32 protein-coding genes and 3 tRNA genes are annotated in these 24,402 nt (G+C 63.8%); 15 read left to right on the forward strand and 20 right to left on the reverse strand.

Translation table 11 applies throughout. The annotated features are described in order from the left end of the window. Window positions 1-158: 158 nt before the first annotated feature. Together selD and mnmH are read left to right on the forward strand one after the other, a co-directional pair. The gene (selD, locus tag ACQ1W9_RS01620; protein WP_431025010.1) at window positions 159-1,196 is read left to right on the forward strand and encodes a selenide, water dikinase SelD; all 1,038 of its coding nucleotides are present in this window, start codon (window positions 159-161) and stop codon (window positions 1,194-1,196) included. Beyond that, window positions 1,193-2,284, forward strand: coding sequence for a tRNA 2-selenouridine(34) synthase MnmH (gene mnmH, locus ACQ1W9_RS01625; RefSeq protein ID WP_431025011.1), 1,092 nt, complete (start codon window positions 1,193-1,195; stop codon window positions 2,282-2,284). The genes selD and mnmH overlap by 4 nt, the downstream gene beginning before the upstream one ends. Here mnmH and ACQ1W9_RS01630 read toward each other — a convergent pair. Beyond that, window positions 2,274-2,948, reverse strand: coding sequence for a type 1 glutamine amidotransferase (locus ACQ1W9_RS01630; protein ID WP_431025012.1), 675 nt, complete (start codon window positions 2,946-2,948; stop codon window positions 2,274-2,276). The two genes, mnmH and ACQ1W9_RS01630, sit on opposite strands and share 11 nt — an antisense overlap. Before the next feature lie 11 nt (window positions 2,949-2,959). Between ACQ1W9_RS01630 and ACQ1W9_RS01635 the strand changes: the two genes are divergently transcribed. After that, window positions 2,960-3,277, forward strand: a complete 318-nt coding sequence (locus tag ACQ1W9_RS01635; RefSeq protein ID WP_431025013.1) for an MGMT family protein — start codon at window positions 2,960-2,962, stop codon at window positions 3,275-3,277. Window positions 3,278-3,305: 28 nt separating this feature from the next. After that, window positions 3,306-3,896, forward strand: coding sequence for a YjaG family protein (locus tag ACQ1W9_RS01640; RefSeq protein ID WP_431025014.1), 591 nt, complete (start codon window positions 3,306-3,308; stop codon window positions 3,894-3,896). A gap of 90 nt (window positions 3,897-3,986) precedes the next feature. Here the strand turns inward: ACQ1W9_RS01640 and ACQ1W9_RS01645 are convergent, their stop codons facing one another. The 5 genes from ACQ1W9_RS01645 to hisB form a co-directional block, all read right to left on the reverse strand. Then, on the reverse strand, window positions 3,987-4,499 hold the full coding sequence (locus tag ACQ1W9_RS01645; protein ID WP_431025015.1) for a hypothetical protein: 513 nt from the start codon (window positions 4,497-4,499) through the stop codon (window positions 3,987-3,989). 17 nt (window positions 4,500-4,516) lie between these two features. Next, on the reverse strand, window positions 4,517-5,290 hold the full coding sequence (hisF, locus tag ACQ1W9_RS01650) for an imidazole glycerol phosphate synthase subunit HisF (RefSeq protein ID WP_346063640.1): 774 nt from the start codon (window positions 5,288-5,290) through the stop codon (window positions 4,517-4,519). A gap of 3 nt (window positions 5,291-5,293) precedes the next feature. After that, window positions 5,294-6,040, reverse strand: a complete 747-nt coding sequence (gene hisA, locus ACQ1W9_RS01655) for a 1-(5-phosphoribosyl)-5-[(5-phosphoribosylamino)methylideneamino]imidazole-4-carboxamide isomerase (RefSeq protein ID WP_346063641.1) — start codon at window positions 6,038-6,040, stop codon at window positions 5,294-5,296. A gap of 68 nt (window positions 6,041-6,108) precedes the next feature. After that, window positions 6,109-6,750, reverse strand: coding sequence for an imidazole glycerol phosphate synthase subunit HisH (hisH, locus tag ACQ1W9_RS01660; protein ID WP_431025016.1), 642 nt, complete (start codon window positions 6,748-6,750; stop codon window positions 6,109-6,111). Between the two features lie 31 nt (window positions 6,751-6,781). Continuing rightward, window positions 6,782-7,375: an imidazoleglycerol-phosphate dehydratase HisB gene (gene hisB, locus ACQ1W9_RS01665; RefSeq protein WP_146803009.1), complete on the reverse strand. Its 594-nt coding sequence runs from the start codon at window positions 7,373-7,375 to the stop codon at window positions 6,782-6,784. Window positions 7,376-7,545: 170 nt separating this feature from the next. Between hisB and ACQ1W9_RS01670 the strand changes: the two genes are divergently transcribed. The 7 genes from ACQ1W9_RS01670 to ACQ1W9_RS01700 all read left to right on the forward strand — a co-directional run bounded on the left by ACQ1W9_RS01670 (window position 7,546) and on the right by ACQ1W9_RS01700 (window position 12,128). Then, window positions 7,546-7,998 (forward strand): acetyl-CoA sensor PanZ family protein, encoded by a 453-nt coding sequence (locus tag ACQ1W9_RS01670; protein WP_346063644.1) that lies wholly within the window; start codon window positions 7,546-7,548, stop codon window positions 7,996-7,998. After that, window positions 7,995-10,325, forward strand: coding sequence for an AsmA family protein (locus tag ACQ1W9_RS01675; protein ID WP_431025017.1), 2,331 nt, complete (start codon window positions 7,995-7,997; stop codon window positions 10,323-10,325). The genes ACQ1W9_RS01670 and ACQ1W9_RS01675 overlap by 4 nt, the downstream gene beginning before the upstream one ends. Window positions 10,326-10,386: 61 nt before the next feature. Then, entirely contained in the window at window positions 10,387-11,472 is a 1,086-nt protein-coding gene (gene mutY, locus ACQ1W9_RS01680; protein WP_431025018.1) for an A/G-specific adenine glycosylase, read from the forward strand. Between the two features lie 16 nt (window positions 11,473-11,488). Continuing rightward, window positions 11,489-11,761, forward strand: a complete 273-nt coding sequence (locus ACQ1W9_RS01685) for an oxidative damage protection protein (protein WP_431025019.1) — start codon at window positions 11,489-11,491, stop codon at window positions 11,759-11,761. Window positions 11,762-11,834: 73 nt separating this feature from the next. Then, window positions 11,835-11,910: transfer RNA gene (locus tag ACQ1W9_RS01690), tRNA-Phe, on the forward strand. 6 nt (window positions 11,911-11,916) lie between these two features. Beyond that, window positions 11,917-11,991: transfer RNA gene (locus tag ACQ1W9_RS01695), tRNA-Gln, on the forward strand. 61 nt (window positions 11,992-12,052) lie between these two features. Further along, window positions 12,053-12,128 (forward strand) — tRNA-Thr (locus ACQ1W9_RS01700). An 83-nt stretch (window positions 12,129-12,211) separates the two neighbouring features. Here ACQ1W9_RS01700 and ACQ1W9_RS01705 read toward each other — a convergent pair. From ACQ1W9_RS01705 to ACQ1W9_RS01760, 12 genes are all read right to left on the reverse strand, one after another. Continuing rightward, window positions 12,212-13,198 (reverse strand): phage integrase, encoded by a 987-nt coding sequence (locus ACQ1W9_RS01705; RefSeq protein ID WP_431025020.1) that lies wholly within the window; start codon window positions 13,196-13,198, stop codon window positions 12,212-12,214. Beyond that, the gene (locus ACQ1W9_RS01710) at window positions 13,198-14,490 is read right to left on the reverse strand and encodes a hypothetical protein (RefSeq protein WP_431025021.1); all 1,293 of its coding nucleotides are present in this window, start codon (window positions 14,488-14,490) and stop codon (window positions 13,198-13,200) included. The genes ACQ1W9_RS01705 and ACQ1W9_RS01710 overlap by 1 nt, the downstream gene beginning before the upstream one ends. Window positions 14,491-14,646: 156 nt before the next feature. Then, window positions 14,647-14,982 (reverse strand): hypothetical protein, encoded by a 336-nt coding sequence (locus tag ACQ1W9_RS01715; RefSeq protein ID WP_431025022.1) that lies wholly within the window; start codon window positions 14,980-14,982, stop codon window positions 14,647-14,649. After that, window positions 14,979-15,665 (reverse strand): TraX family protein, encoded by a 687-nt coding sequence (locus ACQ1W9_RS01720; RefSeq protein WP_431025023.1) that lies wholly within the window; start codon window positions 15,663-15,665, stop codon window positions 14,979-14,981. The genes ACQ1W9_RS01715 and ACQ1W9_RS01720 overlap by 4 nt, the downstream gene beginning before the upstream one ends. Continuing rightward, window positions 15,662-16,510 carry a zonular occludens toxin domain-containing protein gene (locus tag ACQ1W9_RS01725; protein WP_431025024.1) on the reverse strand — a complete coding sequence of 283 codons (849 nt, stop codon included), beginning with the start codon at window positions 16,508-16,510 and terminating at the stop codon, window positions 15,662-15,664. Before ACQ1W9_RS01725 ends, ACQ1W9_RS01720 begins: the two co-directional genes overlap by 4 nt. A 1-nt stretch (window position 16,511) precedes the next feature. Then, window positions 16,512-16,802, reverse strand: coding sequence for a hypothetical protein (locus ACQ1W9_RS01730; RefSeq protein WP_431025025.1), 291 nt, complete (start codon window positions 16,800-16,802; stop codon window positions 16,512-16,514). 12 nt (window positions 16,803-16,814) lie between these two features. Further along, window positions 16,815-18,092 (reverse strand): virulence factor TspB C-terminal domain-related protein, encoded by a 1,278-nt coding sequence (locus tag ACQ1W9_RS01735; protein ID WP_431025026.1) that lies wholly within the window; start codon window positions 18,090-18,092, stop codon window positions 16,815-16,817. Window positions 18,093-18,256: 164 nt separating this feature from the next. Continuing rightward, window positions 18,257-18,475 carry a major capsid protein gene (locus ACQ1W9_RS01740; RefSeq protein ID WP_431025027.1) on the reverse strand — a complete coding sequence of 73 codons (219 nt, stop codon included), beginning with the start codon at window positions 18,473-18,475 and terminating at the stop codon, window positions 18,257-18,259. A 229-nt stretch (window positions 18,476-18,704) separates the two neighbouring features. Then, complete coding sequence (locus ACQ1W9_RS01745; protein ID WP_431025028.1) at window positions 18,705-19,031, reverse strand: hypothetical protein; 327 nt, start codon at window positions 19,029-19,031, stop codon at window positions 18,705-18,707. 380 nt (window positions 19,032-19,411) lie between these two features. After that, on the reverse strand, window positions 19,412-19,627 hold the full coding sequence (locus tag ACQ1W9_RS01750) for a hypothetical protein (protein WP_431025029.1): 216 nt from the start codon (window positions 19,625-19,627) through the stop codon (window positions 19,412-19,414). Beyond that, window positions 19,624-20,085, reverse strand: a complete 462-nt coding sequence (locus ACQ1W9_RS01755; RefSeq protein WP_431025030.1) for a hypothetical protein — start codon at window positions 20,083-20,085, stop codon at window positions 19,624-19,626. The genes ACQ1W9_RS01750 and ACQ1W9_RS01755 overlap by 4 nt, the downstream gene beginning before the upstream one ends. Next, on the reverse strand, window positions 20,082-20,291 hold the full coding sequence (locus ACQ1W9_RS01760) for a DNA-binding protein (RefSeq protein WP_431025031.1): 210 nt from the start codon (window positions 20,289-20,291) through the stop codon (window positions 20,082-20,084). The genes ACQ1W9_RS01755 and ACQ1W9_RS01760 overlap by 4 nt, the downstream gene beginning before the upstream one ends. 131 nt (window positions 20,292-20,422) lie before the next feature. Here ACQ1W9_RS01760 and ACQ1W9_RS01765 point away from each other — a divergent pair, with 131 nt between their 5' ends. The 3 genes from ACQ1W9_RS01765 to ACQ1W9_RS01775 all read left to right on the forward strand — a co-directional run bounded on the left by ACQ1W9_RS01765 (window position 20,423) and on the right by ACQ1W9_RS01775 (window position 22,155). Then, window positions 20,423-20,707, forward strand: coding sequence for a hypothetical protein (locus ACQ1W9_RS01765; RefSeq protein ID WP_431025032.1), 285 nt, complete (start codon window positions 20,423-20,425; stop codon window positions 20,705-20,707). A 63-nt stretch (window positions 20,708-20,770) separates the two neighbouring features. Then, window positions 20,771-21,046 (forward strand): hypothetical protein, encoded by a 276-nt coding sequence (locus tag ACQ1W9_RS01770; protein ID WP_431025033.1) that lies wholly within the window; start codon window positions 20,771-20,773, stop codon window positions 21,044-21,046. Between the two features lie 155 nt (window positions 21,047-21,201). Continuing rightward, complete coding sequence (locus tag ACQ1W9_RS01775) at window positions 21,202-22,155, forward strand: FRG domain-containing protein (protein ID WP_431025034.1); 954 nt, start codon at window positions 21,202-21,204, stop codon at window positions 22,153-22,155. Between the two features lie 156 nt (window positions 22,156-22,311). Here ACQ1W9_RS01775 and ACQ1W9_RS01780 read toward each other — a convergent pair whose 3' ends face one another. Continuing rightward, the gene (locus ACQ1W9_RS01780) at window positions 22,312-22,737 is read right to left on the reverse strand and encodes a hypothetical protein (RefSeq protein ID WP_431025035.1); all 426 of its coding nucleotides are present in this window, start codon (window positions 22,735-22,737) and stop codon (window positions 22,312-22,314) included. 19 nt (window positions 22,738-22,756) lie between these two features. After that, window positions 22,757-22,993 carry a hypothetical protein gene (locus tag ACQ1W9_RS01785; protein WP_431025036.1) on the reverse strand — a complete coding sequence of 79 codons (237 nt, stop codon included), beginning with the start codon at window positions 22,991-22,993 and terminating at the stop codon, window positions 22,757-22,759. Window positions 22,994-23,718: 725 nt separating this feature from the next. Here ACQ1W9_RS01785 and ACQ1W9_RS01790 point away from each other — a divergent pair. Further along, window positions 23,719-24,384 (forward strand): fumarylacetoacetate hydrolase family protein, encoded by a 666-nt coding sequence (locus ACQ1W9_RS01790; protein ID WP_346063710.1) that lies wholly within the window; start codon window positions 23,719-23,721, stop codon window positions 24,382-24,384. Window positions 24,385-24,402 lie beyond the last annotated feature (18 nt).

A 24,402-nucleotide genomic window follows, 5' to 3' on the forward strand; every position in this document is an offset into this window, starting at 1 on the left:
GGGGTTCACAGCGCCCCGCGATGGCCTGTCCCCAGGATAGCCCCGGGCCTCCGAGTAGAAAGCATGCTAACTGCGATAGCCCTGATAGTGCCCCGGTGCCGCTATAACTGCCCCCGGTGAGCCGCTAGAATTGACCCAAAGCCTGCAAGGAGAACGAGATGAGTGCCATCCGCCTGACCCAGTACAGCCACGGCGCCGGCTGCGGCTGCAAGATCGCCCCCGACGTCCTCGATGGCATTCTCGCCAAGGCCGGCCCCGGGGCCAGCCACAGCCGCCTGATCGTCGGCAACGAGGGCCGCGAGGACGCCGCCGTCTACGACCTGGGGGATGGCCGCGGGATGATCGCCACCACCGACTTCTTTATGCCCATCGTCGATGATCCCTTCGATTTCGGGCGCATCGCCGCCACCAATGCCATCAGCGACGTCTACGCCATGGGCGGCACCCCGGTGATGGCACTCGGCATCCTCGGCTGGCCCCTGGACAAGCTGGGGCCGGAGATCGCCGGCGACGTGGTGGCCGGGGCCCAGGCGGTGTGTCGCGAGCTGGGCCTGGCACTGGCCGGCGGCCACTCCATCGATGCCCCGGAGCCGATCTTCGGCCTGGCGGTCAATGGCCTGGTGGACCTCGAGCATCTCAAGCTCAACAAGGGCGCCCAGGTGGGCGACCTGCTCTACCTGACCAAGCCGCTGGGGGTGGGCCTGCTGACCACCGCCGAGAAGCAGGGGCTGCTGGCGGCGGGCCACCAGGGGCTGGCCCGCCAGACCATGCTCCAGGCCAATGCCATCGGCGCCGAGCTGGCCCGGGTCAAGGGCGTGCATGCCATGACCGACGTCACCGGTTTCGGCCTGGCCGGCCACCTGGTGGAAGTCTGCCAGGCCAGCGGCGTGGCCGCGCGCCTCGACTTCAAGAAACTGCCGCGGCTGGCCGAAGCCGAGGGCTATCGTCGCCAGGGCGCCGTGCCCGGCGGCACCGGGCGCAATCGCCAGGCGCTGGGCGCCAGCCTGCCGGAGATGGACGAGGCCCACTGGCAGTGGCTCTGCGACCCCCAGACCTCCGGTGGCCTGCTGCTCTCCGTCCACCCCTCCTGGGCCGATGACGTGGAGCGCATCGGTCGTGCCCATGAGCTGAGCCTGACCCCCTTCGGCGAGGTGATTGAGGCCTCGGGCGAGGCGCGTATCGAGGTGCGTGGGTGAGCCTGCCGCTGATCGAACCGAACCTCGACCTGCTGCGCCAGCGGCGGGTGCTGATCGATGTGCGTGCCCCGGTGGAGTTCGCCCAGGGCGGCCTGCCCGGGGCCGTCAACCTGCCGCTGATGGATGACGAGGAGCGCCAGCGGGTCGGCATCGAATACAAGCAGCGCGGTCAGGAAGCGGCCATCGTGCTGGGCCAGCGGCTGGTCTCCGGGGGCATCAAGACGGCCCGGGTCGAGGCCTGGAAGGCCTTGCTTGCGGCGCATCCCGACGCCATCGTCTATTGCTTCCGCGGCGGGCTGCGTTCACAGGTCGCCCAGCAGTGGCTGATGGAGGCCGGCATCGAGCGGCCCAGGATTCGCGGTGGCTGGAAGGCCATGCGTCAGGCCCTCTGCGCGCGCATCGATGCCGCCGCCGAGCGGCCCCTGCTGGTGGTGGGCGGGCTTACCGGCTGCGCCAAGACCGCGCTGATCCAGGCCCTGGACAACGGCCTGGACCTGGAGGCCTGCGCCCGTCACAAGGGCTCCGCCTTCGGTCGCCATCCGCTGCCGGCGCCCTCCCAGATCGACTTCGAGCATGCCGTGGGCCTGCGCCTGCTGGAGATCGAAGGGGGCGGCGTGGTGGAGGACGAGTCACGGCATATCGGCGCCGCCAATATCCCCCTGACCTTCTGGCGCGCCATGGAACGGGCGCCGCGGCTACGGGTGGAGATGCCCCTGGACTGGCGCCTCGAGCAGATTCGCAAGGACTATATCGACGACCTCTGGGCGCTCTATCGCGCCCAGTACGGCGACTGGCTGGGCTGGGCGCTGATGCGCAAGCAACTCGCCACCGCCCTGGGACGGCTCAAGAAGCGCCTGGGGCATGCCCGGCTGGCGCGCCTGCAGCGCCTCCAGGCGCTGGCCTTCCGCGAGCATGAGCGCGGCGATGCCCAGGCCCATGAGGCCTGGCTGGCGCCGCTGCTCACTGAATACTATGACCCCCTCTATCGCCACCAGCTCAATAAGCAGGACAAGACCTTCCTGCATGTGGGCGACTGGGAGAGCTGCCTGGCGGCGGCCCGGGAGTGGAGTGCCCAGGCTAGGCCCTGAGCCACTGCACCAGCAGCCGATCCAGCAGCGCCGCCTGGCGGTCGAAGCGCTTCGGCTCGGCGAGGATCTCCGCCGGGGCCTGGAGGTGGGGCGAGGGGCTGGCGGCGGCGGCGAAGGCCGTCGGGTTCAGGGCCAGCATGGCGGCGGCGCTCTCCGCGGTGCTCTCCAGGTGGCACTGCAGGGCGATGACCCGGCCTGCGTCCCAGGCGAAGCCCTGCACCGGCCCGGCCGTGGTGCCACCCAGGGGCAGGGCCTCTTCCGGCAGGCCGAAGATGCGGCTCTGCCAGAGGAAGGCCTCGAAGCGCTCCGGCAGGTCGAAGGGGCTCTCGGGGGCCAGGCGCAGCTCGTGCCAGCCCACCTCCGGGCAGGTGCCCCGGGAGACGGTGGCGCCCAGGGCTTGGGCGATCAGCCGGGCGCCCAGGCCGAGCCCCAGCAGCGGCTTGCCGCTCTTCAGGGCGCGCTCGACCAGCTTGCGCTCCCGGGCCAGTTCGGGGGCGTCCTCCGCCTGGGGGCCGTCGAGCAGGATCAGGGCGTCGCAGTCCGCCAGCCGCGGCGGTGCCTCATCGAGGTGGCAGACGTTGTGGCTATGGCCCATGCCGTCCAGCCAGTCCTTGAGGCGCGCCGGCCCCAGGCTGGCATGGTGTTGCAGGAAATAGATATGCATAGGAGTCCAGGGTGACGAAAAAGCGGGCGCCGCACCAGGGGGCGAGTCGCCGGGAGGCGATCTATACCATAGTGGCGGCGATTCCGCCCGGCCGGGTGACCAGCTATGGGCGCATCGCCACCCTGGCGGAGGGGCTGACGCCGCGGCTGGTGGCGCGGGCCCTGGGAGAACTGCCCGCCGGTCATGGCCTACCCTGGCAGCGGGTGATCCGCAGCGATAGACGCCTCGCCGATCACCCCGGGGCGGCTCGCCAGCGCGCCCTGCTGGAGGACGAGGGCGTCGGCTTCGACGACCGGGGCCGGGTCCCCGAGCGCTTCTTCTGGCCCTGAGGGCCCGATCAACCGATAAGGATGGCTTATGAGTGATGCCAACGGCGGCTTTCGGCCGCGCCTGCGTGCCTTGGATCGCCGCCAGGGGCTGGCCTTTATGGCGACCCTGGCAGAGCGCCTGCGGCCCAACTACCTGCTCTATGCCGAGGCCAGCGAGCAGGGCGACCCGGCGGCGTTACGGGTGATCCATGACCTGATCTGGGAGGCGCTGCTGGTCAAGGAGGCGCGCATCGATTTCGAGCGCCAGGCCGAGAAGCTCGCCGAGCTGGAGCCCCCCGCCGAGGACGAGAGCTTCGGGGCGCGGCGTGCCCTGGAGGCGGTGATGGCCTTGGCGGCCTGCCTCGACAGCCTCAGGAGCGAGGCGCCGGAGGCGGTGCTAGAGGTGAGCGAGCTCTCCCGCAGTGGCGTCCAGGCCTTTATCGAGCTGACCGAGGGGGAGGAGGACGCCCAGCGCCTGGCGGCGCTGATTCGCCAGCACCCGCTGATGGATGACGAGCACGACTTCCAGGCGGCGGTACTGGAGGCGGTCGAGGCGCCCCTGGATCGCGGGGCCCTCAAGGCGCTGCGTCGGCTGGGGCGCAACGGCGGCGTCAGTAACCTGGGGCTGACCCTGGATTAGCAGCAGCCCCAGGATGGCCATGGTTGCCTGAGGCGCATGAAGGGATAGAAGGGATAAGTCATCTGGGGCCGGCCCCGGATCCGGTGCGGATTAGAAGCTGATTCCCAGGGTGATCATGGCCCCGGCGGTGCCGAAGACGATCAGGTCGGTGTCCAGGTTGTTCCAGCGCACGCCGATACTGGGCAGGATGGCCGGGGCGATGCCGTAGCGATTGAAGGGAATCTTGTCGCGAAATTCCCCCTGGTAGCCGCGCAGCAGGCCGCCGGTCAGCTTGCCGCGCAGCTCCAGGGCCTCGCTGGGCCGCCAGAAGGAAAACTCCCGGCCGCCGTAGAAGTACCAGGTGGGCTGATCGAAGGAGTTCCTGAACCAGACGGCGCCGGCGAACCAGCGGGCGGTGTCATGCACCTCCACGCCGATCAGGTCCTGGCGGTTGTTGTAGTCATCGTTCGAGCCGAAGTGCGTGGTATAGAGCCCGGCCTGCAGCCGCGTGTGCCCATACTCGAAGGTGGGCGTCGCCTGGGCCGGACCCGCCGCCGCCAGAAATGCCACGGCGAGCCCCAGGCCCGCCGTCTTGCGCCATCGTTGGCCCCACAAACCTTCCATGGTCCCTCCTATCCGGGTCAAAGACGCATCTCGATGCCGTGCTCGGCCATGAACCGCTTGGCCTCGGGGATGCTGTACTCGCCGAAGTGGAAGATGCTGGCGGCCAGCACGGCGTCGGCGCCGCCCCGGGTCACCCCCTCCACCAGGTGGGCCAGGTTGCCCACCCCGCCGGAGGCGATCACCGGCACGCTGACCGCCTCAGAGATGGCGCGGGTCACGCCCAGGTCGAAGCCGGCCTTGGTACCGTCCCGGTCCATGCTGGTCAGCAGCAGCTCGCCGGCGCCGTAGTCCACCATCTTCTGGGCCCATTCCACGGCGTCGAGGCCGGTGGGACGGCGCCCGCCATGGGTGAAGATCTCCCAGCGCGGCGCCTCGCCCTCCGCGGAGACCCGCTTGGCATCGATGGCCACCACGATGCATTGGCTGCCGAAGCGTTCGGTGGCCTCGCGGACGAACTCCGGGTTGGTCACCGCCGCGGTATTGATGGAGACCTTGTCGGCCCCGGCGTTGAGCATGGTGCGGATATCGTCGCAGCTGCGGATGCCGCCGCCCACGGTGAGCGGGATGAATACCTCGCCGGCGATGCGCTCGACCATCTCCACGGTGGTGTCGCGGCCCTCGTGGCTGGCGGTGATATCCAGGAAGGTGATCTCGTCGGCGCCCTGCTGGTTATAGCGCTTGGCGATCTCCACCGGATCGCCGGCATCGCGGATGCCGACGAAGTTGACGCCCTTGACCACCCGGCCGGCGTCCACGTCGAGGCAGGGAATGATGCGCTTGGCGAGTCCCATGGCTCAGCTCCCGCTGTGGGTGAGTTGATCGCTGAGGCGCTGGGCCTCGGCGAGATCCAGGCTGCCTTCGTAGATGGCGCGCCCGGTGATGGCTCCCAGGATGCCGTCGCCGGCCACTTCGCTCAGGGCGCGGATATCGTCCAGGTTGGTGACGCCGCCGGAGGCGATCACCGGCAGGCCGCTGTCCCGGGCCAGGGCCGCGGTGGCCGCCACGTTGACGCCGTTCATCATGCCGTCCCGGGCGATATCGGTGTAGACGATGCTGGAGACGCCGTCATCGGCGAAGCGCTTGGCCAGCTCGCTGGCCTGCACCTGGGAGACCTCGGCCCAGCCGTCGGTGGCCACGAAGCCATCCCGGGCATCCAGGCCGACGATCACGTGGCCGGCGAAGGCGCGGCACATCTCGGTGACGAAGGCCGGCTCCTTGACCGCCTTGGTGCCGATGATCACGTAGGAGACCCCGGCCGCCAGGTAGTGCTCGATGGTGGCGGCGCTGCGGATGCCGCCGCCGATCTGGATGGGTAGCTCCGGATAGGCGCGGGCGATGGCGGTGACCGCCTCGCCGTTGACCGGGGTACCCTCGAAGGCGCCGTTGAGGTCGACCAGGTGCAGGCGGCGGGCGCCGGCCTCGACCCAGCGGGCGGCCATGGCCACCGGATCGTCGCCATAGGTGGTGGAGTCGTCCATACGGCCCTGCTTGAGCCGCACGCACTGGCCGTCCTTGAGATCGATGGCGGGAATTACCAGCATGTCGTGTCCTCGTGGGCGCCCTGGGGCGCGAGTGATGGCGTTGATAACTTGAGCCGTGCCCGGGCGCCTCAGGGCTCCCAGGCCACGAAATTTTCCAGCAGGCGCAGGCCGGCGTTGGCGCTCTTCTCGGGGTGGAACTGCACCGCGAAGACCGGGCCGCGGCCGATGGCCACATGGGCCTTGACGCTGCCATACTCGGTGGTGCCGAACAGCGTGGCATCATCGGCGGCGTCCACATAGTAGCTGTGCACGAAGTAGAAGCGCTCGCCGCTCTCGATGCCGGCCCACAGCGGGTGCGCGTGGTGCTGGTCGACCCGGTTCCAGCCCATATGCGGCACCTTGAGGCGCTCGCCCCGGGCATCGCGCATATCGCCGGGGAAACGCCTGACCCGCCCGGGCAGATGGCCCAGGCAGGTCACGCCACCGTTCTCCTCGCTCTCGTCGAGGAGCATCTGCTGGCCGACGCAGATGCCCAGCAGCGGCTTGTCCGCCTCCCTGAGCAGCTCCTGCACCAGCCCCTTGACCTGGCTGCGCTCCAGCTCGCCCATGCAGTCGCGGATTGCCCCCTGGCCCGGCAGCACCAACCGGGTGGCGCCGCGGATGCAGCGCGGATCCCGGGTGACGATGACGTTTTCCTGGGTGACATGCTCCAGCGCCTTGGCGACCGAATGCAGGTTGCCCATTCCGTAGTCGATAACGGCGATGGTCATGAAACACTCCTCGGCAGGTGGGCGACGGGGCTCACAGGCAGCCCTTGGTGGACGGCATCTGGCCGGCCATGCGGGGATCCTCGGCCACCGCCATGCGCAGGGCGCGGCCGAAGGCCTTGAAGATGGTCTCCGCCTGGTGGTGGGCATTGAAGCCCTTGAGGTTGTCGATATGCAGGGTCACCTGGGCGTGATTGACGAAGCCCTGGAAGAACTCCCAGAACAGCTGGGTGTCCAGGCGGCCGAGGCTGGCGCGGGTGAACTCCACGTCCATAAACAGCCCCGGGCGTCCGGAGAAGTCCACCACCACCCGGGAGAGGGCCTCGTCCAGGGGCACATAGGCGTGGCCATAGCGGTAGATGCCGCGCTTGTCGCCGATCGCCTTGGCGAAGGCCTGGCCCAGGGTGATGCCCAGGTCCTCCACGGTGTGGTGGTCGTCGATATGCAGGTCGCCCACCGCCTTGATCTCCAGGTCGATCAGGCCATGGCGCGCCACCTGGTCGAGCATATGATCGAGGAAGGGCACACCGGTCTCGCACTCGAGCCGACCCTGGCCATCGAGGTTTACGCTCACCGTGATCTGGGTCTCCTGGGTATCACGGGACACCGTGGCGATACGCTCGGACATGACGACTGAACTCCTGCGCTGGGCGCATGCATGGAAACGGTAGGGCAGGGCTCCCGCGAGAGCGGGCCCCTGTCGAGCCCTCCATTATAGAGAATCGCCCCCCCCATCCGCTACAATGCCTGGCATCGATGGGCGGCCGGAGCCGCCGCTCCGGCCCATGGAGATAGCACATGCCGGTTACCCTTCACAGGGTCGATCATGCCACCTGGGCAGCGGATGCCCAGGTGGCCCTCGACCTCTCGCGTATCTATGCCGATGCACCGGCGCAGCGCCTGCCGCTACCCGCCGATGACTATATCCGCCAGCACCTGGAGTCCCGGGGCACCTTCTGCTGTGCCCGCTTCAATGATCGCCTGCTGGGCGCCGTGGCGGTCACCGAAGACCCCGAGGCCTGGTGGCTGGCCAACTTCTGCGTGCGCAAGACCACCCGCCGCCGCGGCGTGGGCTCCCGCCTGCTGGCCCTGGTGGGGGAGGCCGCCAACCGGGAAGGGCGGGTGCTGCGTATCGCCAGCGAGACCCTGACCATGGACGATCAACTGCTGCTGTCGCGGCTGGGCTATCGTCCGGCGGCGGATGGCAGTTACTTCGAATTCGAACACCCGGCCCCGGGAGGCACCCCATGAGAGCCTTGCTGCGAGCCCTGCTGGCGGTGGTCGGCGTGCTGGGTCTGGTGATGGTGGCGGCGGTGATCTACGTCACCACCTTCTTCGACCCCAATGATCTCAAGCCGCGACTGATTCAGGTGGTGCGCGACCAGAGCGGCCTGGAGCTGGCCCTGGAGGGCCCCCTGAGCTGGTCCTTCTACCCCCGCCTGGGGGTCAGTGTTTCCGAGGCCGAGGCCTGGCTGCCGGAGCAGGCGCTGGAGGAGGCGCCCTTCGTGGCGTTTTCCCAGGCCGAGGTTAGCCTGGCCTTCACGCCCCTGCTGCGCGGCATGATCGCCATCGAGGGTCTGACCCTGGATGGCATGCGCCTCAACCTGGAGCGTGACGCCGAGGGGCGCGGTAACTGGGAGACCCTGCTCGAGCGTCTCGATGGTGAGGAGGCCGCCGAACGGGTGCTGGCACCGGCCGCCGCCGGCCTTGCCCCGGGCGATGCCGGCATGGCGGTGGCCCTCAATATCGCCAGCGTTCAACTGCGCGATGGCCGGGTCAGCTTCGAGGATCGCCAGCAGGCGCTGCACCTCTACGCCGAGGCGCTGCAGGTCACCGGTACCCAGGTCAATCCCAGTCGTGCCTTCCCGCTGCGCGGTGGCTTCACCCTGAGGACCTATCCCGAGGATCATCAGGCACAGGACGCGCCCCTCTACACCAGTGAGGTGGGCTTCGACGGTCGGGTGCGCCTGGGGCTCGGCGACGGACGTTATCAACTGGAGAATGCCAGCCTGACCACCCGTACCGAGCTGGCCGAACTCGAGGGGCATCGCCAGCGTGTCGACCTGAGCCTGGCGGAGCTGGTGGCCGAGCCGACCCTGGGGCGCTATCGCGCCGAGGGGGGGCGGCTGGAACTGGGGCTCTCCCACCCTGAGCTGGGTAAGACGGAGTTGCCGCTCTCCCTCGCCTTCGTCGCCGATGCCGACCTGGCGGCCCAGGAAGTCATGCTCCGCGAGCTGCAGCTGGAAGGCCCCGACGGCCTGCGGCTGAGTGGCAACCTCACCGCCAACCAGCTGTTCGAGGCGCCCCAGTACACCGGCCAGGTGAGCCTGGCGCCGCTCTCCCTGCGCCCCTGGCTGAGCCGCTTCGATGTCCTGCCCGAGACGCGTGATGACACCGTCTTCACCGATGTGGCCCTGACCAGTCCGCTGCGCGGAGACCCCTCGCGGCTCGAACTGACCAACCTGACCCTGGTGCTGGACGGTGCCACCTTCACCGGCCGCCTGGGGGGGCAGTTGGATGGCTCGGCGCTCGGGTTCGACCTGCAGGGCGACCGCTTCGATCTCGATCGCTACCTGCCTGCGGAGACCGTCACCGAGGCCCAGGCGGCCCTGCCCGGGGTCGCGCCGGCCCATGCCGAAGACGACGAGGCGGCTGCCCTGTCGCTGGAGTGGCTGCAAGGGCTCGACCTCGACGGGCAGCTGTCCCTGGGCCAGCTCGAGGCCTTCGCCCTGGAGCTCGACGAGGTGCGCCTGGCACTGGCCGGCGAGGGCCAGCGGCATCGCCTGGAACGCCTGGAGGCGCGCCTCTACGATGGCACCCTGGAAGCCAGCGGTGGCCTCGATCAGCGCGAGACGCCGGTTCGCTGGTCCCTGGCGCCTCGCCTGGAGCGGGTGCGGGTGGCTCCGGTCTACGAGGCCTTGCTGGAAGAGACGTCGCCGCTGCGCGGTCGCCTCAATCTCGAGGGCGAGTTGACCACCCGGGGCGATCGGATCGAGCGCTGGCCCAATCACCTCAACGGCCGACTGGCCCTGGATATCGAGGACGGTGCCATGCTCGACGTCAATGTCTCCCGCCAGATGTGCGAACTGGTGGCGACCCTGGAGGGCGAGCAGAGTCAGCGCCAGTGGAGCGACGAGACCCGCTTCGAGCGCGCCCAGGCCGGCTTGGTGATCCGCGACGGCGTGGTACATAACGAGGACCTGGATATCGCCGTGCCGGGCATCGTCCTGGACGGTGAGGGCGAGCTCAACCTGGTGACTCGGCGCTTCGACTATGCCGCCCGGGCGCATTTCGTGGATACCGCCGACGCCGCCTGCACGGTCAACCCGCGCCTCGAGCGGGTGCCGCTGCCGGTGCGCTGTGTCGGCAGCCTGGACGAGGCCAGCGGCGACTGGTGCCGCTTCGATCGCCAGGCCTTCCGCGACGCGGTGGCCGGCCTGGTGCGCGACGAGGCCGCCGACCGCGTCAGCCGCGAGGTGGAGCGCCGCCTGGATGACGCCACCCAGGGGCTCGATGAGCGCCTCGGTGAGGGTGCCGGCGAGGAACTTCGCGACACCCTGCGGGGTCTCTTTGATTGAGCATCAGAAAGCCAGTCCCTGCGCCGACCCCGTGTCGGCGCTTTTTTATGCGTGATAGCCGATGACCGACGACCAGACCGTGCCTCCCTTACTCTCATCCGCCGAGTTCCAGCGCCGCCTGCTGGCGTGGTTCGACGCCCATGGCCGCAAGCGGCTACCCTGGCAGCAGGACAAGAGCCCCTACCGGGTATGGGTCTCGGAGATCATGCTGCAGCAGACCCAGGTGGCCACGGTGATCCCCTACTATGAGCGCTTCATGGCGCGCTTCCCGACGGTGCAGGCCCTGGCCGAGGCGCCCCAGGACGAGGTGCTGCACCTGTGGACCGGCCTCGGCTATTACGCCCGGGCCCGTAACCTGCACAAGGCCGCCCGGGAGGTGGTCAGCGAGCACGACGGCGACTTCCCGGTGCATAGCCTGGACGCCATGGCCGCGCTGCCGGGCATCGGCCGTTCCACCGCCGGGGCCATCATCGCCATCAGCACCGGTCGCCGGGCGGTGATCCTCGACGGCAACGTCAAGCGTTCCCTGACCCGGCTGCATGCCCTGCCCGGCTGGCCGGGGCGCAGCGCCGTGGAGCGCCGCCTGTGGGCCCTGGCGGAGCATTACACCCCCGAGGCACGGCTGCCCGACTACACCCAGGCAATGATGGACCTGGGCGCCACCCTGTGTCGGCGCGGCCAGCCCGAGTGTGGGCGCTGTCCCTTCGATGATGTCTGCCTGGCCCATGCCCGGGGCGAGGAGCGGCGCTTCCCCGAGGCCAAGCCGAAGAAGGCGACGCCCCGGCGTGCCACCCAGATGCTGCTGCTGCGCGACGCCGAGGGGCGGGTACTGCTCCAGCAGCGGCCCCCCACGGGGCTATGGGGCGGGCTCTGGTGCTTTCCCCAGTTCGAGGAGGAGGCGGCCCTCCTGGCCTGGCTCGATAGCCATGCGCCCGGGGCCGAGCTGGAGGCGCCCTGGTCCTCCTTCACCCATGTATTCAGCCACTTCCGACTCGAGATCACCCCGCGGCCGGCGCGTACCCGGCGCCTGGCGGCAGTGACAGAGTCGGGCAGCCTCTGGTACAACCCCCGACAACCGGCCAGCGTGGGGCTGGCGGCGCCGGTCAAGGCGCTGCTGGACACCCTCGGCGATGACTTGCTGGCCTGAAACCAGGAGATACCCGATGACCCAGACCGTGATGTGCCGCAAGTACCAGCAGGAGCTGGACGCCCTGCCCTTTCCGCCACTGCCCGGCAAGAAGGGCCAGGAGATCCAGGCCACCGTCTCCAAGCGCGCCTGGGAGGAGTGGCAGGCCCTGCAGACCCGGCTGATCAACGAGAAGCACCTCAATATGCTCGACCCGGAGGCGCGGGCCTACCTGATGGAACAACTGGAGCGCTTCCTGGACAACCGCGACACCGACCAGGCGGAAGGCTATGTGCCCCCCTCGAACTAGGCCGCCAAGGTTTTGAAAGAAAAAGGCTTGACCGGAAGAAAGCTTTCTAGTTAAATACGTCTCCGTTGGCAGGGGCCAGATAGCTCAGTCGGTAGAGCAGGGGATTGAAAATCCCCGTGTCGGGGGTTCGATTCCCTCTCTGGCCACCACGCTGCTGGGGTATCGCCAAGTGGTAAGGCACCGGTTTTTGGTATCGGCATGCGCAGGTTCGAATCCTGCTACCCCAGCCATCGCCAACCCAGTTTCTCGTAGCACCGTGTGTAAGGTGCAGGATTGCAAGGCAGTGCCCACGCCGGCATAGCTCAGTTGGTAGAGCAACTGACTTGTAATCAGTAGGTCCCGGGTTCGACTCCTGGTGCCGGCACCAACGAAATTGCAATCCGATCAACACCTTATGTACACCAATAAGACCGCCGATAAGGCGGTTTTTTTGTGCGTGTCAACAAAGTGTCAACCGAGCCCGGCAACCGGGTTGAGCTTAACCGCTTCCTCCAGGTGATCCGGCGCGAAATGGGCATAGCGCATCGTCATGGTGATCGACTGGTGGCCCAGGATGCGTTGCAGCACCAGGATATTCCCGCCATGCATCATGAAATGGCTTGCGAAGGTGTGGCGGAGGACGTGGGTAAGCTGGCCCTTGGGTAGCTCGATGCCGAGATCCTGGATACTCGCCTGGAATGTCTTGTAGCTGTTGATAAATAGGCGACCGATCCGGCGACGGCGGCGAAGTTGGCCGGCAAGCTGTGGATCAATCGGAACGGTACGTGACTTGCCGGACTTGGTGGCTACGAAGGTGACGCGATCCTTGCCGACGTTCTCAGCCCGTAGGGTTTGGGACTCGCTCCAGCGGGCGCCGGTGGCCAGGCAAAGCCAGGTGATCAGGAAGCAGTCCCGCTTGGGCTTGGCCTTGAGGTGATCGAGAAGGCTGCGCACCTGGTGGCGATCCAGGTAGGCCATTTCGGTGTCATCGGTCCTGACCATGCGAACCTTGGACAGCGGGTTGGGCCGATGCCAGAGATCCAGGCGTTCCAGCTCGGAAAACATGGCCTTGAGGTAGGCATGTTCGTGGTTCACCGTGCTGGGCTTCACCTCCTGGAGGCGCTGGGTACGATAAGTGGCCCAGTCCTGGGCGGTGAAGTTAGAGGCCAAGGGGTCGCCTAGGGCTTCGGCGACCTTGAGTAGGGCGCGCTTACGATCCCTGGCGCTCTTGAGGGTGTGGCCATGATGGTCATGCCATAGCTGGACAAGCTCCGATAAGGTGCGTCGATCCCGCTTTGGTGGCGTGTATTCCTCACCAACAGCAACCTTACCCAGGATATGGCGCTCGAAGCGCTTGGCTTCGGCCTGGGTCTTGAAGGTCTTGCGGACACGACGACCGCCACGACCACCGGGTTGAAAGTCGACCTTCCACCCTGTCTTTACCTTCTTAATCGCCACTAGGCGGCCTTCCCTAGCAATCGTCGCTCGATGAGCTTCTGTTCCACGAGCTGGCGGAATTCCCCCTTGCCGATCCCACGGCGGCGGTAGTAGTGCTCCAGGTCTTCCCACATCCCCGACGCCTTGAGGTAGTCGATGGCCTGCTGAGCCTGGAAGCCCTGGCGGGCATAGATCGAGATCAAGTTACCGAAGGCCAGGCAGACGTTCTTTTCGTTTCCCAGGCCGGGCGCCTTGCGGGCCCGCTTGTAGAGGAAATGGGGCTCCAGGGCGTAGAAACGCGGGTCATCCTGGAAGCGCTGCCAGGCGGGATCGATCAGGTTGCGGCAGGCGTCCAGGCGGTAGCTTTGCAGGGCGCTTCGCCAGATCCCGGTCAGGTGGGGCACGGTGTCGGTGAAGCGGGTGAAGCCGTGGGCTTCGTCCAGGATCTCGCCGGTATCGACGTTGCAGGGTACGCCCCGGGCATACTCGGCGAGGACCGATTGATGAAAGCGCATCTCGATGCGCCAGACGTCCTGGTCGGGGTCATAGGCCGGGGCGAGGTCATCGGTCACGGCGTCGCGCCAGATCCCTTCCCAGTAGTGGAGCTTGTCGCGGTGGTGGGCTTCCTTGGTCTTGTTGTAGATGGCGCATTGCAGGGCCCCGGCGGTGCCGAAGAGGTAGCTTTGGCCATAGCCGTACTGGACGGCGATTTCGCCGCTGGTGATCTCCAGATTATCGATGGCATTCAGACGTGATACCCGCTTTGAGCGAGTCACGAAGCGATCCATGAAGTCGCGGGGCGGTTCCCAGCCCTGAACGTCCAGGGCCAGATGCACGGCGCAGCCGGCCGGCTCGAAGTGATCCAGCAGGCACGAGGCGATGACGTCCATAAAGCGCTGGCAGGCGTCCGGGGCTCGCTCCTGGATAAAGTGCGGGGATAGCTCGATCTTAACGTGGGTACCGATGTTCTCGGCCTTCTGGTGCCGTGCATAGAGCAGCACGATCACCCCGAGGTCATTGTTCTGCAGGCGATAGCGGAAGCCCGACTGGCTGGAGCCTGGCGCCACGGCCCAGGTATGGCCATAGAGGTCGATGGTCGCTCCCCGACCCTGCTGGTAGACGCTGATGATCTGATCGAACTGGGGCAGGCTGGGCTTACCCCGGTAGAGCTGACGCACCGTGTCGACGCCGGCATTGAGCAGCCGGACCCCTTCCAGGTTGGCTTGGCCCTTGTGACTGATAAAGATCGGGCCCCGAGGATCTTCCAGCCCCTGGGCGAGTGATTCTAAAGAATAACGATCCCAACGCTTCATTTTGAAAACCCTTCTAATGAGACGGTGTGGCAGGTTGTGAACCGCTTCGCGGTTAATCTGCGAGACGTGCTACAGGGAGGGTCTCGCCCCGCTCCGCGTGCGCGTCGCGGGGATGCGGGCGCAAGCGTCCTCTCCCGCGCCGCGCACGCGGGCGATTCAGGCAGCCACCCCTGACAAACCCACATCTGACAGCCCCACCTCGCCATCAAAATCGGGAAATTGATGCGGGTAGGCTCCCTGGACGCTGAAGGCATCCGCGCCCAGGTCCTCAAGGATGAATTTCTGCGCCGTATCAAGATTGCGAAATTGACGTAGCCCACCCCGCTGAGCCCCGAGAAGCCAGTAGTTGGCCTGCAAGGTCATGGCGACGACCCATCGATCTCCGGCAACGGTGGCAAACCGAAAGACGCCCACATGCACGACAAAACGCCGGCGCTCAGTCATGTCGCGATAGAGCGATTCAAAACAGGACTTTTGAAGCAGGTAGCTCATGCCAGGCCCTCCAGAACGAGTACCAGGAGATAGATGGCCCAGAGATGCGCGGGGTAGAAGGCCCGGGTTAGCCAGTGAGGTAGCCGGGGCAGGGCCGGTTGGGTGACGTAGAGGGTCAGCAGCAACACGACGCCGATGGTGGCGCTGTAGGCACTGAGGTTGATGCCGTACTGGAGCAGCGGCCAGACCAGGAGGGCGAGCCAGGCCAGGGGGTAGCGGATGGCCAGGGCGCAGGCCAGCACCAGGGCGAGGCCGACAATGCCATATTCGACGTGGCCGATAATCACCAGGGCGAGGACGGCGGCCAGCAGCAGCGGCCAGGGATCGCGGCGACGTAGGCCGGCAATCAGGTAGGCGGCGGCGGCCAGGGTGAAGCAGATGTTGCCCAGGGGCTGGGCGTGCAGGGCCATAAAGGGGGCCTGGGCGATCAGGGCAATCAGTAAGATCCGGTGGGCATAGCGCAGCGGCTGGGCGGTGTGCAGGACGTGCCAAGCGACCATAAAGGCGAACATCGGCAGGGCCAGACGCCCCAGGGTGATCCTCAGCAGGTCGGGCCAGGGGCCGGTAATCAGCCAGGCACAGAGGTGATCGAGGAGCATGGTGCCCAGGGCGGTAGCTTGGACGCTGGGCAGCCAGGCCGGCAGGGATCGGGCCTGGGTCGGAGTGAAGGCGGCGGTGGTCATAGCGGCAAGATCTCCACTTCGTAGGGAAGGCCCATGTCCAGGGCTTCGAGGCACATGGGCAGGGATACCAGCAGGGGGCGCCCGTCTTCGTCGTAGAGCCGGCAGCCTTCGCCCACGCGCATGCCGCCATAGGCGATGGCGGTGGGGATCTCGATGGGCGCGGCGGGGGCGGTGTGGGTCGCCTGGGACGCCTGGGAGTTGGGGCTCGGGTCGGCATCCCCGAAGTAGCTGGAGACCTGGGCAATGGCCACGGTGATCGACACCACGCCACCCAGCAGGACCACGGGCGCGATAATCAGCAGTCGCGGTAGGCGCCGCTTGCCGGTGTGGATGCTGGCGGAGGTGTACTGTTCAAACACCCACTTCGGATAGCGCCAGATCGAGGCTTCGCAGTCGGCGTCCTTGGAGTGGGCGGCGGGGTTGGTGTGGCATTGGCCTTCCCAGCGCCAGACGATGGCGCCGTTTAGCTTGCCCTTCCTCATGAGGTGTTCGTGGGTATCGACCAGGGCGCGCACGTCGCTGGTGAGCTGGGAGGGGTTCTGGCAAGTAAGGATAAAGTCGATGCCCCGGTGACGGTGGGTCTCCAGGGCGGCGATTTCGGGGGGCGGTTCGCCGGTGTTGCGGTAGCGCCGCCAACGCTGCTGAACCTCGTCAATCAGGATGATCGCGCCATCGGGCACCTGCATCCAGGTGTCGGGGATCGGGGCCTGGTTACGCAGGTCGCGGACGTTACCGAAGAAGGGCCGATCGGCGCCCTCCTCGGTGCGTAGCTGGTTAATCAGGGTGAAGACCGCGCGCAGGGTCTTGCCGGCGCCAGGCACCCCGGAAATCAGATGAATGGCCATATCAGCGGCCTCCGGTAATGGCGCCGGAGGGCTTGAGGCTCCAGGCGTTCATCGTGGCGCGCAGCAGCAGCGCCGAGCCGATGGACGACAGGCCCACATCGAAGCCAGCGAGCTGGATAAACCACAGGGCTTCCCCGGCACCGCCCATATGACTCGCGGCCTGGGCGAGGAGGCCGGAAATCAGGCCGATGCCCACGGTGGTGAAGACCACCAAGGAGGCGATACGGGCCAGCAGGGAGCCGACCAGGAAGGTCGAAAAGCCGGTCAGGATGGTGACGATAATCGCGGGCATGGGGTGGCCTCCTTAAGACGTGGTGGCACGGGTGCCGAGGACGATGTAGAGGGCGAGAATCATGCAGATGGCGATCACGGCGCCGCGGATCATCGACGCCAGATCACAGAGCTTCTGAAACTCGATAGTGAAAGAGCCACCCAGGGGATGGGGGATCGTCACCGGGGCGGGGCAACTACCACTGCCCAGGCCGAAAGAGAAACTGGGCAAGCTGTCGATCACTTCAACTTGCCATTCCGGCTCCTCCTCGGGGAATTCAGGGATAGGTTCATCCCATCTATCAAGCTGTTCATCGTCAGCAGTACGGGCATCGGTTTCTGTTTCAGTATTCGGTTCTTCTTCTCCGGTGAGCTGGGCATAAAGATTTTCGTTTTGCTCGGCGGCTTTTTTCATTACCTCGGCAGTAGTACCACTTTCAGAAGAAACCTTAGAAAGATCCCTGCCCGCCTCAGAAGAAAGATCAGAGCCAGATTTAGACCAATAGCCAATGTCTTGGAGCCAGTCTTGGTGATCTTGCCAACGAGATTGCCATAGCTGATTAACTAGCTCATGGGGAATATGTTGATCTAACTGGGCATAGTCTGACTCAGGAACAGACTCGTTTAGAGAGTCTGGAGAAGAATAGGTGTCCGTGGTCGGGGGGTAAGAGGAAGAGATCATGGAGGCAGATAGGCAGCCACTTCCGTCAGGATCACAGCGATAATGCACCCTCATAGTTCCTGCTGGATAAGTAGAAGTTGGTGACGTGAAATCTCTAAACTTGTGAATGCCAGGTTGAGAGCTTCTAAAGCAACTCCAAGCGGCCCCTGCTGAAACGAACCTTTCGCCAGAACAAAACGGCGCACTCCATGAAATACCTTCTTGAGATTCGAATAACCCCTCCTCATCAACATAGGGCTGATGAATTCCCTGTGACTGTGACCAAGCCCATCCCGCCGCCAAAATGGCAACTTGTAAGCCCGGATGCATCACCCCGCGACCGAGGGCGGCCATAGCACCCATTCGAACTTTAGACGCCGGGATATAGGTGCCGACGGTGGTATAGCGGGTGACGTTACCGGGAAGCCCCGAATGCCTGACCCTGGCCCGGACTTCGATCTGTCGCTCGCCCATGCGCTCGACGGCAGAGGTGGCGTACTTCTGCATGATGCGAGCGCGGGCGGTATCGATATGGTAGGGATGCCCAGGCGGAAAGCCCTGGGCGTGGGTCAGTGATGGAACAGCAACCAGAAGGCCGGCAATAAGGCCAGCAAGACAAGCGTACCGGGTGAGAGTTCGAGCATGGGTCATGGCCTCGTTCCGTCCTATCGGGAGAAGAGAAAGCGGGCGATCAGGGTCATGGCGATCAGGATCGCGGCGCCGGTGAGAAACCAACTGGTGAGCATGTCCATGGTGTTACCCCTCTACGAAAACGGGCCCCCGTAGGGGCCCGGGGTCGCCGGTAAGGCGGGCCGTCACATCACGCGACGGATGAGGCGGAAGACCAGGATGCCGGCCAGCACGGCGAGCACCGCGGTTGCCACGGCGGCGATGGGCGCGGAAGCACCGCTAACGGCGGAGACCACGCCGCTGACGTCCACGCCGGGATCGGTAGCCAGGGCGGAACCGGCGAAGAACGCGGCGACGGAGGCGGCGGAGGCAGTAGCGATAGAGCGAATAGAGAAAGATTTCATGATGTTCACCTCAATGAAGTGCTGAGTGGATGGCTTGGGCGATGGCCCGACCCGCCCAGGCGACGGCCCAGACGGTTCCGATCGAGGCGGCGACGACGAGGGCCCCCTCGACCGTTAGCCAAGGCTGGGTTCCAGCCTCGACTAACTCGGCTGCCTCGACCCATTCGAGCGCCCCGGCACAGGTGTCCAGGGCGTCGTCCCAGTCGCGGCAGACTTGTACACGCATGGCTTAGGCCTTGGCCGCCTGGGCGGCGGGTTGCTTGGCCTCACCGTGGGCGGGCTTGCGCACGGCGATGGCGTGGAGGGTGGCCTTGCCCCCGGAGACGCGCATTTCGGTGTCGATCTCGAGGTTGCAGGGGAGCTGCCCGGAATAGGGGCGGATCTGCTCGAGGATCTCGTAGGGGGCGGAAATGGTCATGACGTCATGACCGACCCGGTTGTCGTTGGCGGGGTCGGCTTCGTTCATCAGGGTGATCTTGGCGCCCTTGATGCCGCCGTCCATGGAGTAGCGCATGGCGCCGATAACGCGGGCTTGAATAGTGTTGATCAGGCTCATGGGTGGTTCCTCGTCGTTAGCGTTGGGCCCTGGCGAGCGCTTCACAGTGCTGCGCGAGGGCGTCTAGCTCGGTGGTGTCTGGTGACGGCCCTTCCGTCTCCAGGGCGAAATACTCGGCAATGCGGTAGAACAGCGCGGCCTTGCCGTAGTCCCGGCCGTGGTGGCAGCGGGCGGCCCGCTCCCTCCAGACTCGGGGTTCCGGGCAGGCGTGTGCCCGCCCTACCCGGCGCGCCATCGGTCGGTCCGCACGGCAGTCGACTCCGTGGCCCCCGTCAAGGGCGCTCGCTGCGCTCGCACCCTCGCCCTTGACGGGATCCACTGCGCCGACTCGGGGAGCCGTGCGACCGATGGGCGACGGGTGACGGGCAGGCACAGACATTTCAGGCCTCCGAGCCCTGGGAGCGGGCTAGGTCGGTGGCTAGGTCAGCATCCAGGGCGGAGAGGTCGCCGGCCTTGAGACGGGCCAGGCCATCCTGGATAAGGCGTTCGCCCAGGGCGCTGGGGGTGCGGTTGTGGGTGCCGGCCTGGATCAGAAAGGCGCTGTGGGTTTCTTGATCCAGGAACACGCGAATGGGTTGTTTCTTGGCGGTGGTCATTGGCGGTTCCTCGGGTGGGAGTGATCGGGGTGTGGATAAGCCCGGCCCCAGAACAGCGGGGCGATGTGGATAACGTCGCGGCCCAGCAGGGGGAAGGCCGGGACGGTGCGCTCTACCCGGTTGAGGGTGTCGGCGCTGGCCTCCAGGGACTCGGCATCAGCGTCTTGGGTAGGTTGGTCAGGGGTGATGCCGTACAGGGCGCAGAGGAAGTCCAGGGCGTCCTGGTGGCTGGTGAAGTCGTACATGGCATAGCCGTTACGGCTATCTACCCAGTCGGGCTGGCGAGAGGGGGCATTCACCGGCTCGGCATGGGCGGGAACGTAGACGATGGCGTAATCGCCCTGGGCGCCCGTGGACAGGTGGGCGTTAGCGGTGCGGTGACGCTGGGCACCGTCCTGGAGGACGAAGACGAGGCGACAGGTGCGGTAGCGTTCGTTGCGGAGGGCGTAAGTGGTCATGACCAGTCCTCCGCGTTGATGCATTCGGCGGTCAGGAGGGCCACGTTGACGAGGCGGCGGCGGCCGATCTTGATAAGGGGAAGGTTGCCCTGGTGGAGCTGGCCCCGAACGGTGTCGGGGGTGAGGCCGGACAACTCTGCGAATCGCTCGATGGTCATCACGGGCACGGTGGGTGCTGGGACCTGGGGCGCGGTGCTGGTTTCCATGTCGTAGCTGCTCGCTGTGGCTTGCTGTGGTATGTTTCAAGCAAAACTTGTAGATCGAGAAGCTGTGCCCTATACAGGGTATGCTCTAAAATGAGCACAGCTTAAAATGAAGTGTACTCAAAGTAGGGCACATGTCAAACGACCTTGCGCAAAAAATCCGCTTGATTCGAGAAGTGGAGACTTCCGGGAGAGCTGAATTCTCGGAACTCATTGGTGTGCCTAAAAAAACCTTGATAGGTATCGAGCAGACTGGAAGGGTACCGAAAGGGGATCTGCTCCAAGCCGTATGCCGGCAGTGGCCGAAATACACCATGTGGCTAATGACCGACCAGGTGAACGAGGAAGCCGGGCAAATCAGTCCGGAGATCGAGAAGGCGCGGAAGACGCTCAAGCAGACAGGGACGGATACCGACTAGCCAGGACGGCATCGGCAAGATGGTTCCAGGGTGGCAGGCTCCGCGACTAGGGGAGGGTCAGCAATGGGCATCCAGGATAGGGACTACTTCCAGGAAGACAGAAAGCGGCGAGAAGAGCTCTATGGCAGTGACTTTCGCGGTAAGAGGAGAAGGAAAAAGCCCTCGAACGACTGGAATCAGCCACCAATAAAGCGCCAGTGGATAACCCTGGGCGTCTTCCTCCTGGGGATAATTGTCGCTCTATTCGCTACCATGGTTGCCCTACATCTAAGGCATCAGTGGATAAGTTGGCCCTACCACCTGACGGGGCGGTTCCTGGAGGCCCTGGGGCTCAAGTAGGGTGACGACGCTAGCGAGCTAGTAGGACAGATAAGCCCGGAGATCGATAAGGCGTGGAAGACGCTCAAGCAGACAGGGACGGATATCGACTAGCGCGCACCTGTGAAGTTAAAGGCTGAAAGCATCTCAATAGAGGTCTTTAAAAGGAGGGGGGTATGAGTGGCACGTCAAAATTGAGAGTTGTGAAATGTAGATCAGCAGCGGAGCTCTTCAATCCGTTTTTTAGCGGGGAATATGGCAAGGAGTTTATTTTTCGTGGCCAAGGTGATGCAAGGGATTTTTTGACCCCCGGTATCGCAAGAGGGAATGCAAGGCATGAAGAGTGGGAAGGTGACCTTCAAACCGCACTTGAAGATGGCAGCTCTAGGATGGAATACGAAGAAGGGATTAAGATTTCCAGATATGAGTATAGGCTGTTAAGAGATTTTATAAAAGCATGTGATAAAGCTGGGTTGCCTGTTCCTGGCGATGGGCATGATTTGAGATATGGATTTTCTCTCGTTAACAGTCGTGTTCCGATGCCTTTTGGAATGGCTTTTGAAGAAGACTGCTTTGGGGTTAGAGAAGATAAACATCCTCCTAGTTCATGGCCTACCTCTGATGATTTTCAGGTAATCATTATGGCCCAACATCATGGGTTGGAAACAAGGTTGTTGGATTGGAGTAGATCAGCAAGGGTGGCGATGTATTTTGCGGCTGTAAGCGGTATGAAGAGCCTCTTGAAAAAGGTTAGTGATGGTTCTTCTGATGAGAAAAGTATCGCGGTGTGGGCGTTAAATGGGGATAAATTGAACTCCGATCAGAGAAGCCCTTTTTACGCTCTGGAGCCTCCGGCATCATTAAGCAAAAATATAAACCCCCAGCAAGGGTGCTTTACTACGTTTTTAAAAGGTTTTGTTGATAGGGATTCTTACAATATAGACAAATGTGATGTCGCAAGTAAGTTTTTGGTGAAGTATGAACTAAGAGTCGAAGAGGCACCAAAGCTTTATCGGTTGTGCCTACAAGACGGGTTTACTGGTGCAGGTCTTTTTCCTAGTCCAGAAGGTGCAGCGAAAGAAGCACATGAAAGAGCTCTTTTGAGAGTTTTGGGGAAAGAAGGGTATTAATTAGCTTGCTGGCAGGAAGATTGCTAGAGGCCCTGGGGATAAAGTGGAATGACGAGGAAAAAAGCGTCACAAGGTGTTTAAGGCTGCCTTTTAGCAGCTTTGTTAATCTTTAATTTTTTTTAAATTTTGGATAGTTATTGTTATGATGAGCCTTGGTTAAGCCTGCAAGCAAGCGCCATCGAACGAGCATTTGCAGAAAGCTTGCTCTATATGGTTTTTGATTACCCAAAGAAGGCTGATTATTAATCCAGTCTTGGCATCAATAATTGTTAATGCACCTCTTATAAACCAGTTCTTCAGATCCTCCTTGATTTCTGCAGCTTGTTGCGAAGTGTTTTTCTTGCTTGCCAAGTTCCTAAATCTGCAAAGTAGTCTACAGAGATCTCTTTTTTGATACTTTGTTATGCTTCCCATTAGTTTGTCATATGCAGCCCTTTTTATAGACTTTAAGTTTCCGGCTTGTACTCCTCTCGCTAACGGGGTTCTTTTTTTCCTTATCATTCCCCGTGAGGAACGGATAAGGCATTGATTGTTTTCTATAAGCTTAGCATAGCGCTCTACTTTTTTATCCTCGTTGTTCATAGATCACCGCCAATAAGTGTCAAAAAGTTAAAACGCCAACCAGTGCTCCAGAAAGTAGAGCTGCCGACAGTACTTCTTTATGGATTATTAGTTGGTTGCTTTTTTTAGTTAAGGAGGTGCACACATTAACAATCATGACTACTGTTATAGCTGTGATAGCTGCAACAGTGTTGTTAGGTATAAGAAAGGCTAATGTGAGCCCCAGCAAGAAGCTTAGCCCACCAGCCATGGGGAGTAAGGAGTTTGACTTCACCATGGCTCTCCTCCCTGGAAAGGAATGAGTTGTTTAGGGTTTGTTAATTCAGAATCTCGATGTTTCTAGCGCAGCCTTTTGTAACTAAATGTCATTAGCGTAGCAAAAAAAATCCTGGGGGTCACCTCTTAGGTAAGCCGTTGACTTAACGATTAGACATGAGCTTCACCTTAACCCCACTGCTTTTTATATCCTTATGAATTAAAAGGTTTTTGTCCCGGTGCGGCGGTTTATTAGGTAAAGTTTAATTAGATAATGTGGTTGTGGCTCCTGGCAGGAAGGTACATAAACTCGACTCGCATAGGAGCAGCGTCGACATTGTGACGACGCGAGCGAGCTGGTAGGGTACGCAGCGAGTAGGTAGGCGGCCATAAGGTATTGATTTGTGGTGGTGCTGGACATAACGTGCTGTTTTAGATATATCTTGTAATCAGTAGGTCCCGGGTTCGACTCCTGGTGCCGGCACCAACGAAATTGCAATCCGATCAGTACCTTAGACACATTAAGAAGACCGCCCATCGAGGCGGTTTTTTTGTGCGTGTCAGCAAAACGTCGACATATTGCCCCTATGCGGCCAAGGCGCCGCGTCCCGACTTCCTGGCCCATCGCCCGGGGGGGGCTGGTCGCCCTGAGGGGCGTCGGCCGGCCTCCCGGCGGCGCCGGAATCGGGTAGACTGTGGTCAATCCCGCGGCGCCTCGGCGCCGCCGCTGCCTGCTCAGGAGACTCCATGCGCTTCGTACCCCGCTTCACCGATGGCCAGGACTTTTCCCAGGCGCTCGGCAAGATCGTCTGCGTCGGCCGCAACTACGTCGACCATGCCAAGGAACTGGACAACCCGGTGCCCAGCGAGCCGCTGCTGTTCATGAAGCCGGCCACCAGCGCCGTGGCCCTGGACGAGCCCATCGATGCCCCCTTCTCCCGGGGCGAGGTGCACTTCGAGACCGAGCTGGCGCTGCTGATCGGCGAGACCCTGAGCGATGCCACCGCCGCCGAGGCGGAGCGCGGCGTGGTGGGGATCGGCCTGGCCCTGGATCTCACCCTGCGCGACGTCCAGTCGCGCCTCAAGGAGAAGGGCCACCCCTGGGAGGTCGCCAAGGCCTTCGACGGGGCCTGCCCGCTGTCGAACTTCCTGCGCCTGGAGCGGGTGCCCAACTGGAGCGCCCTGACCTTCAGCCTGGATATCGACGGCGAGCGTCGCCAGTATGGCGAGGGCGCTGACATGATCTTCCCGGTGGCCACCCTGCTGGCCGAGATCAGCCGCCACTTCACCCTGGAGCCGGGAGACGTGGTGATCACCGGCACCCCCGCCGGGGTCGGCGAGCTACCCCGGGGCAGCGAGCTGCACTTTACCCTGACCGGTGGCCTGGAAGTGGTGACCCGGGTCGTCGACTAGGTTTGGTCTTATAGCAAA

Origin of the sequence: Halomonas sp. H5 (assembly GCF_050613175.1) — a bacterium.
Lineage (GTDB): Bacteria > Pseudomonadota > Gammaproteobacteria > Pseudomonadales > Halomonadaceae > Bisbaumannia > Bisbaumannia salifodinae.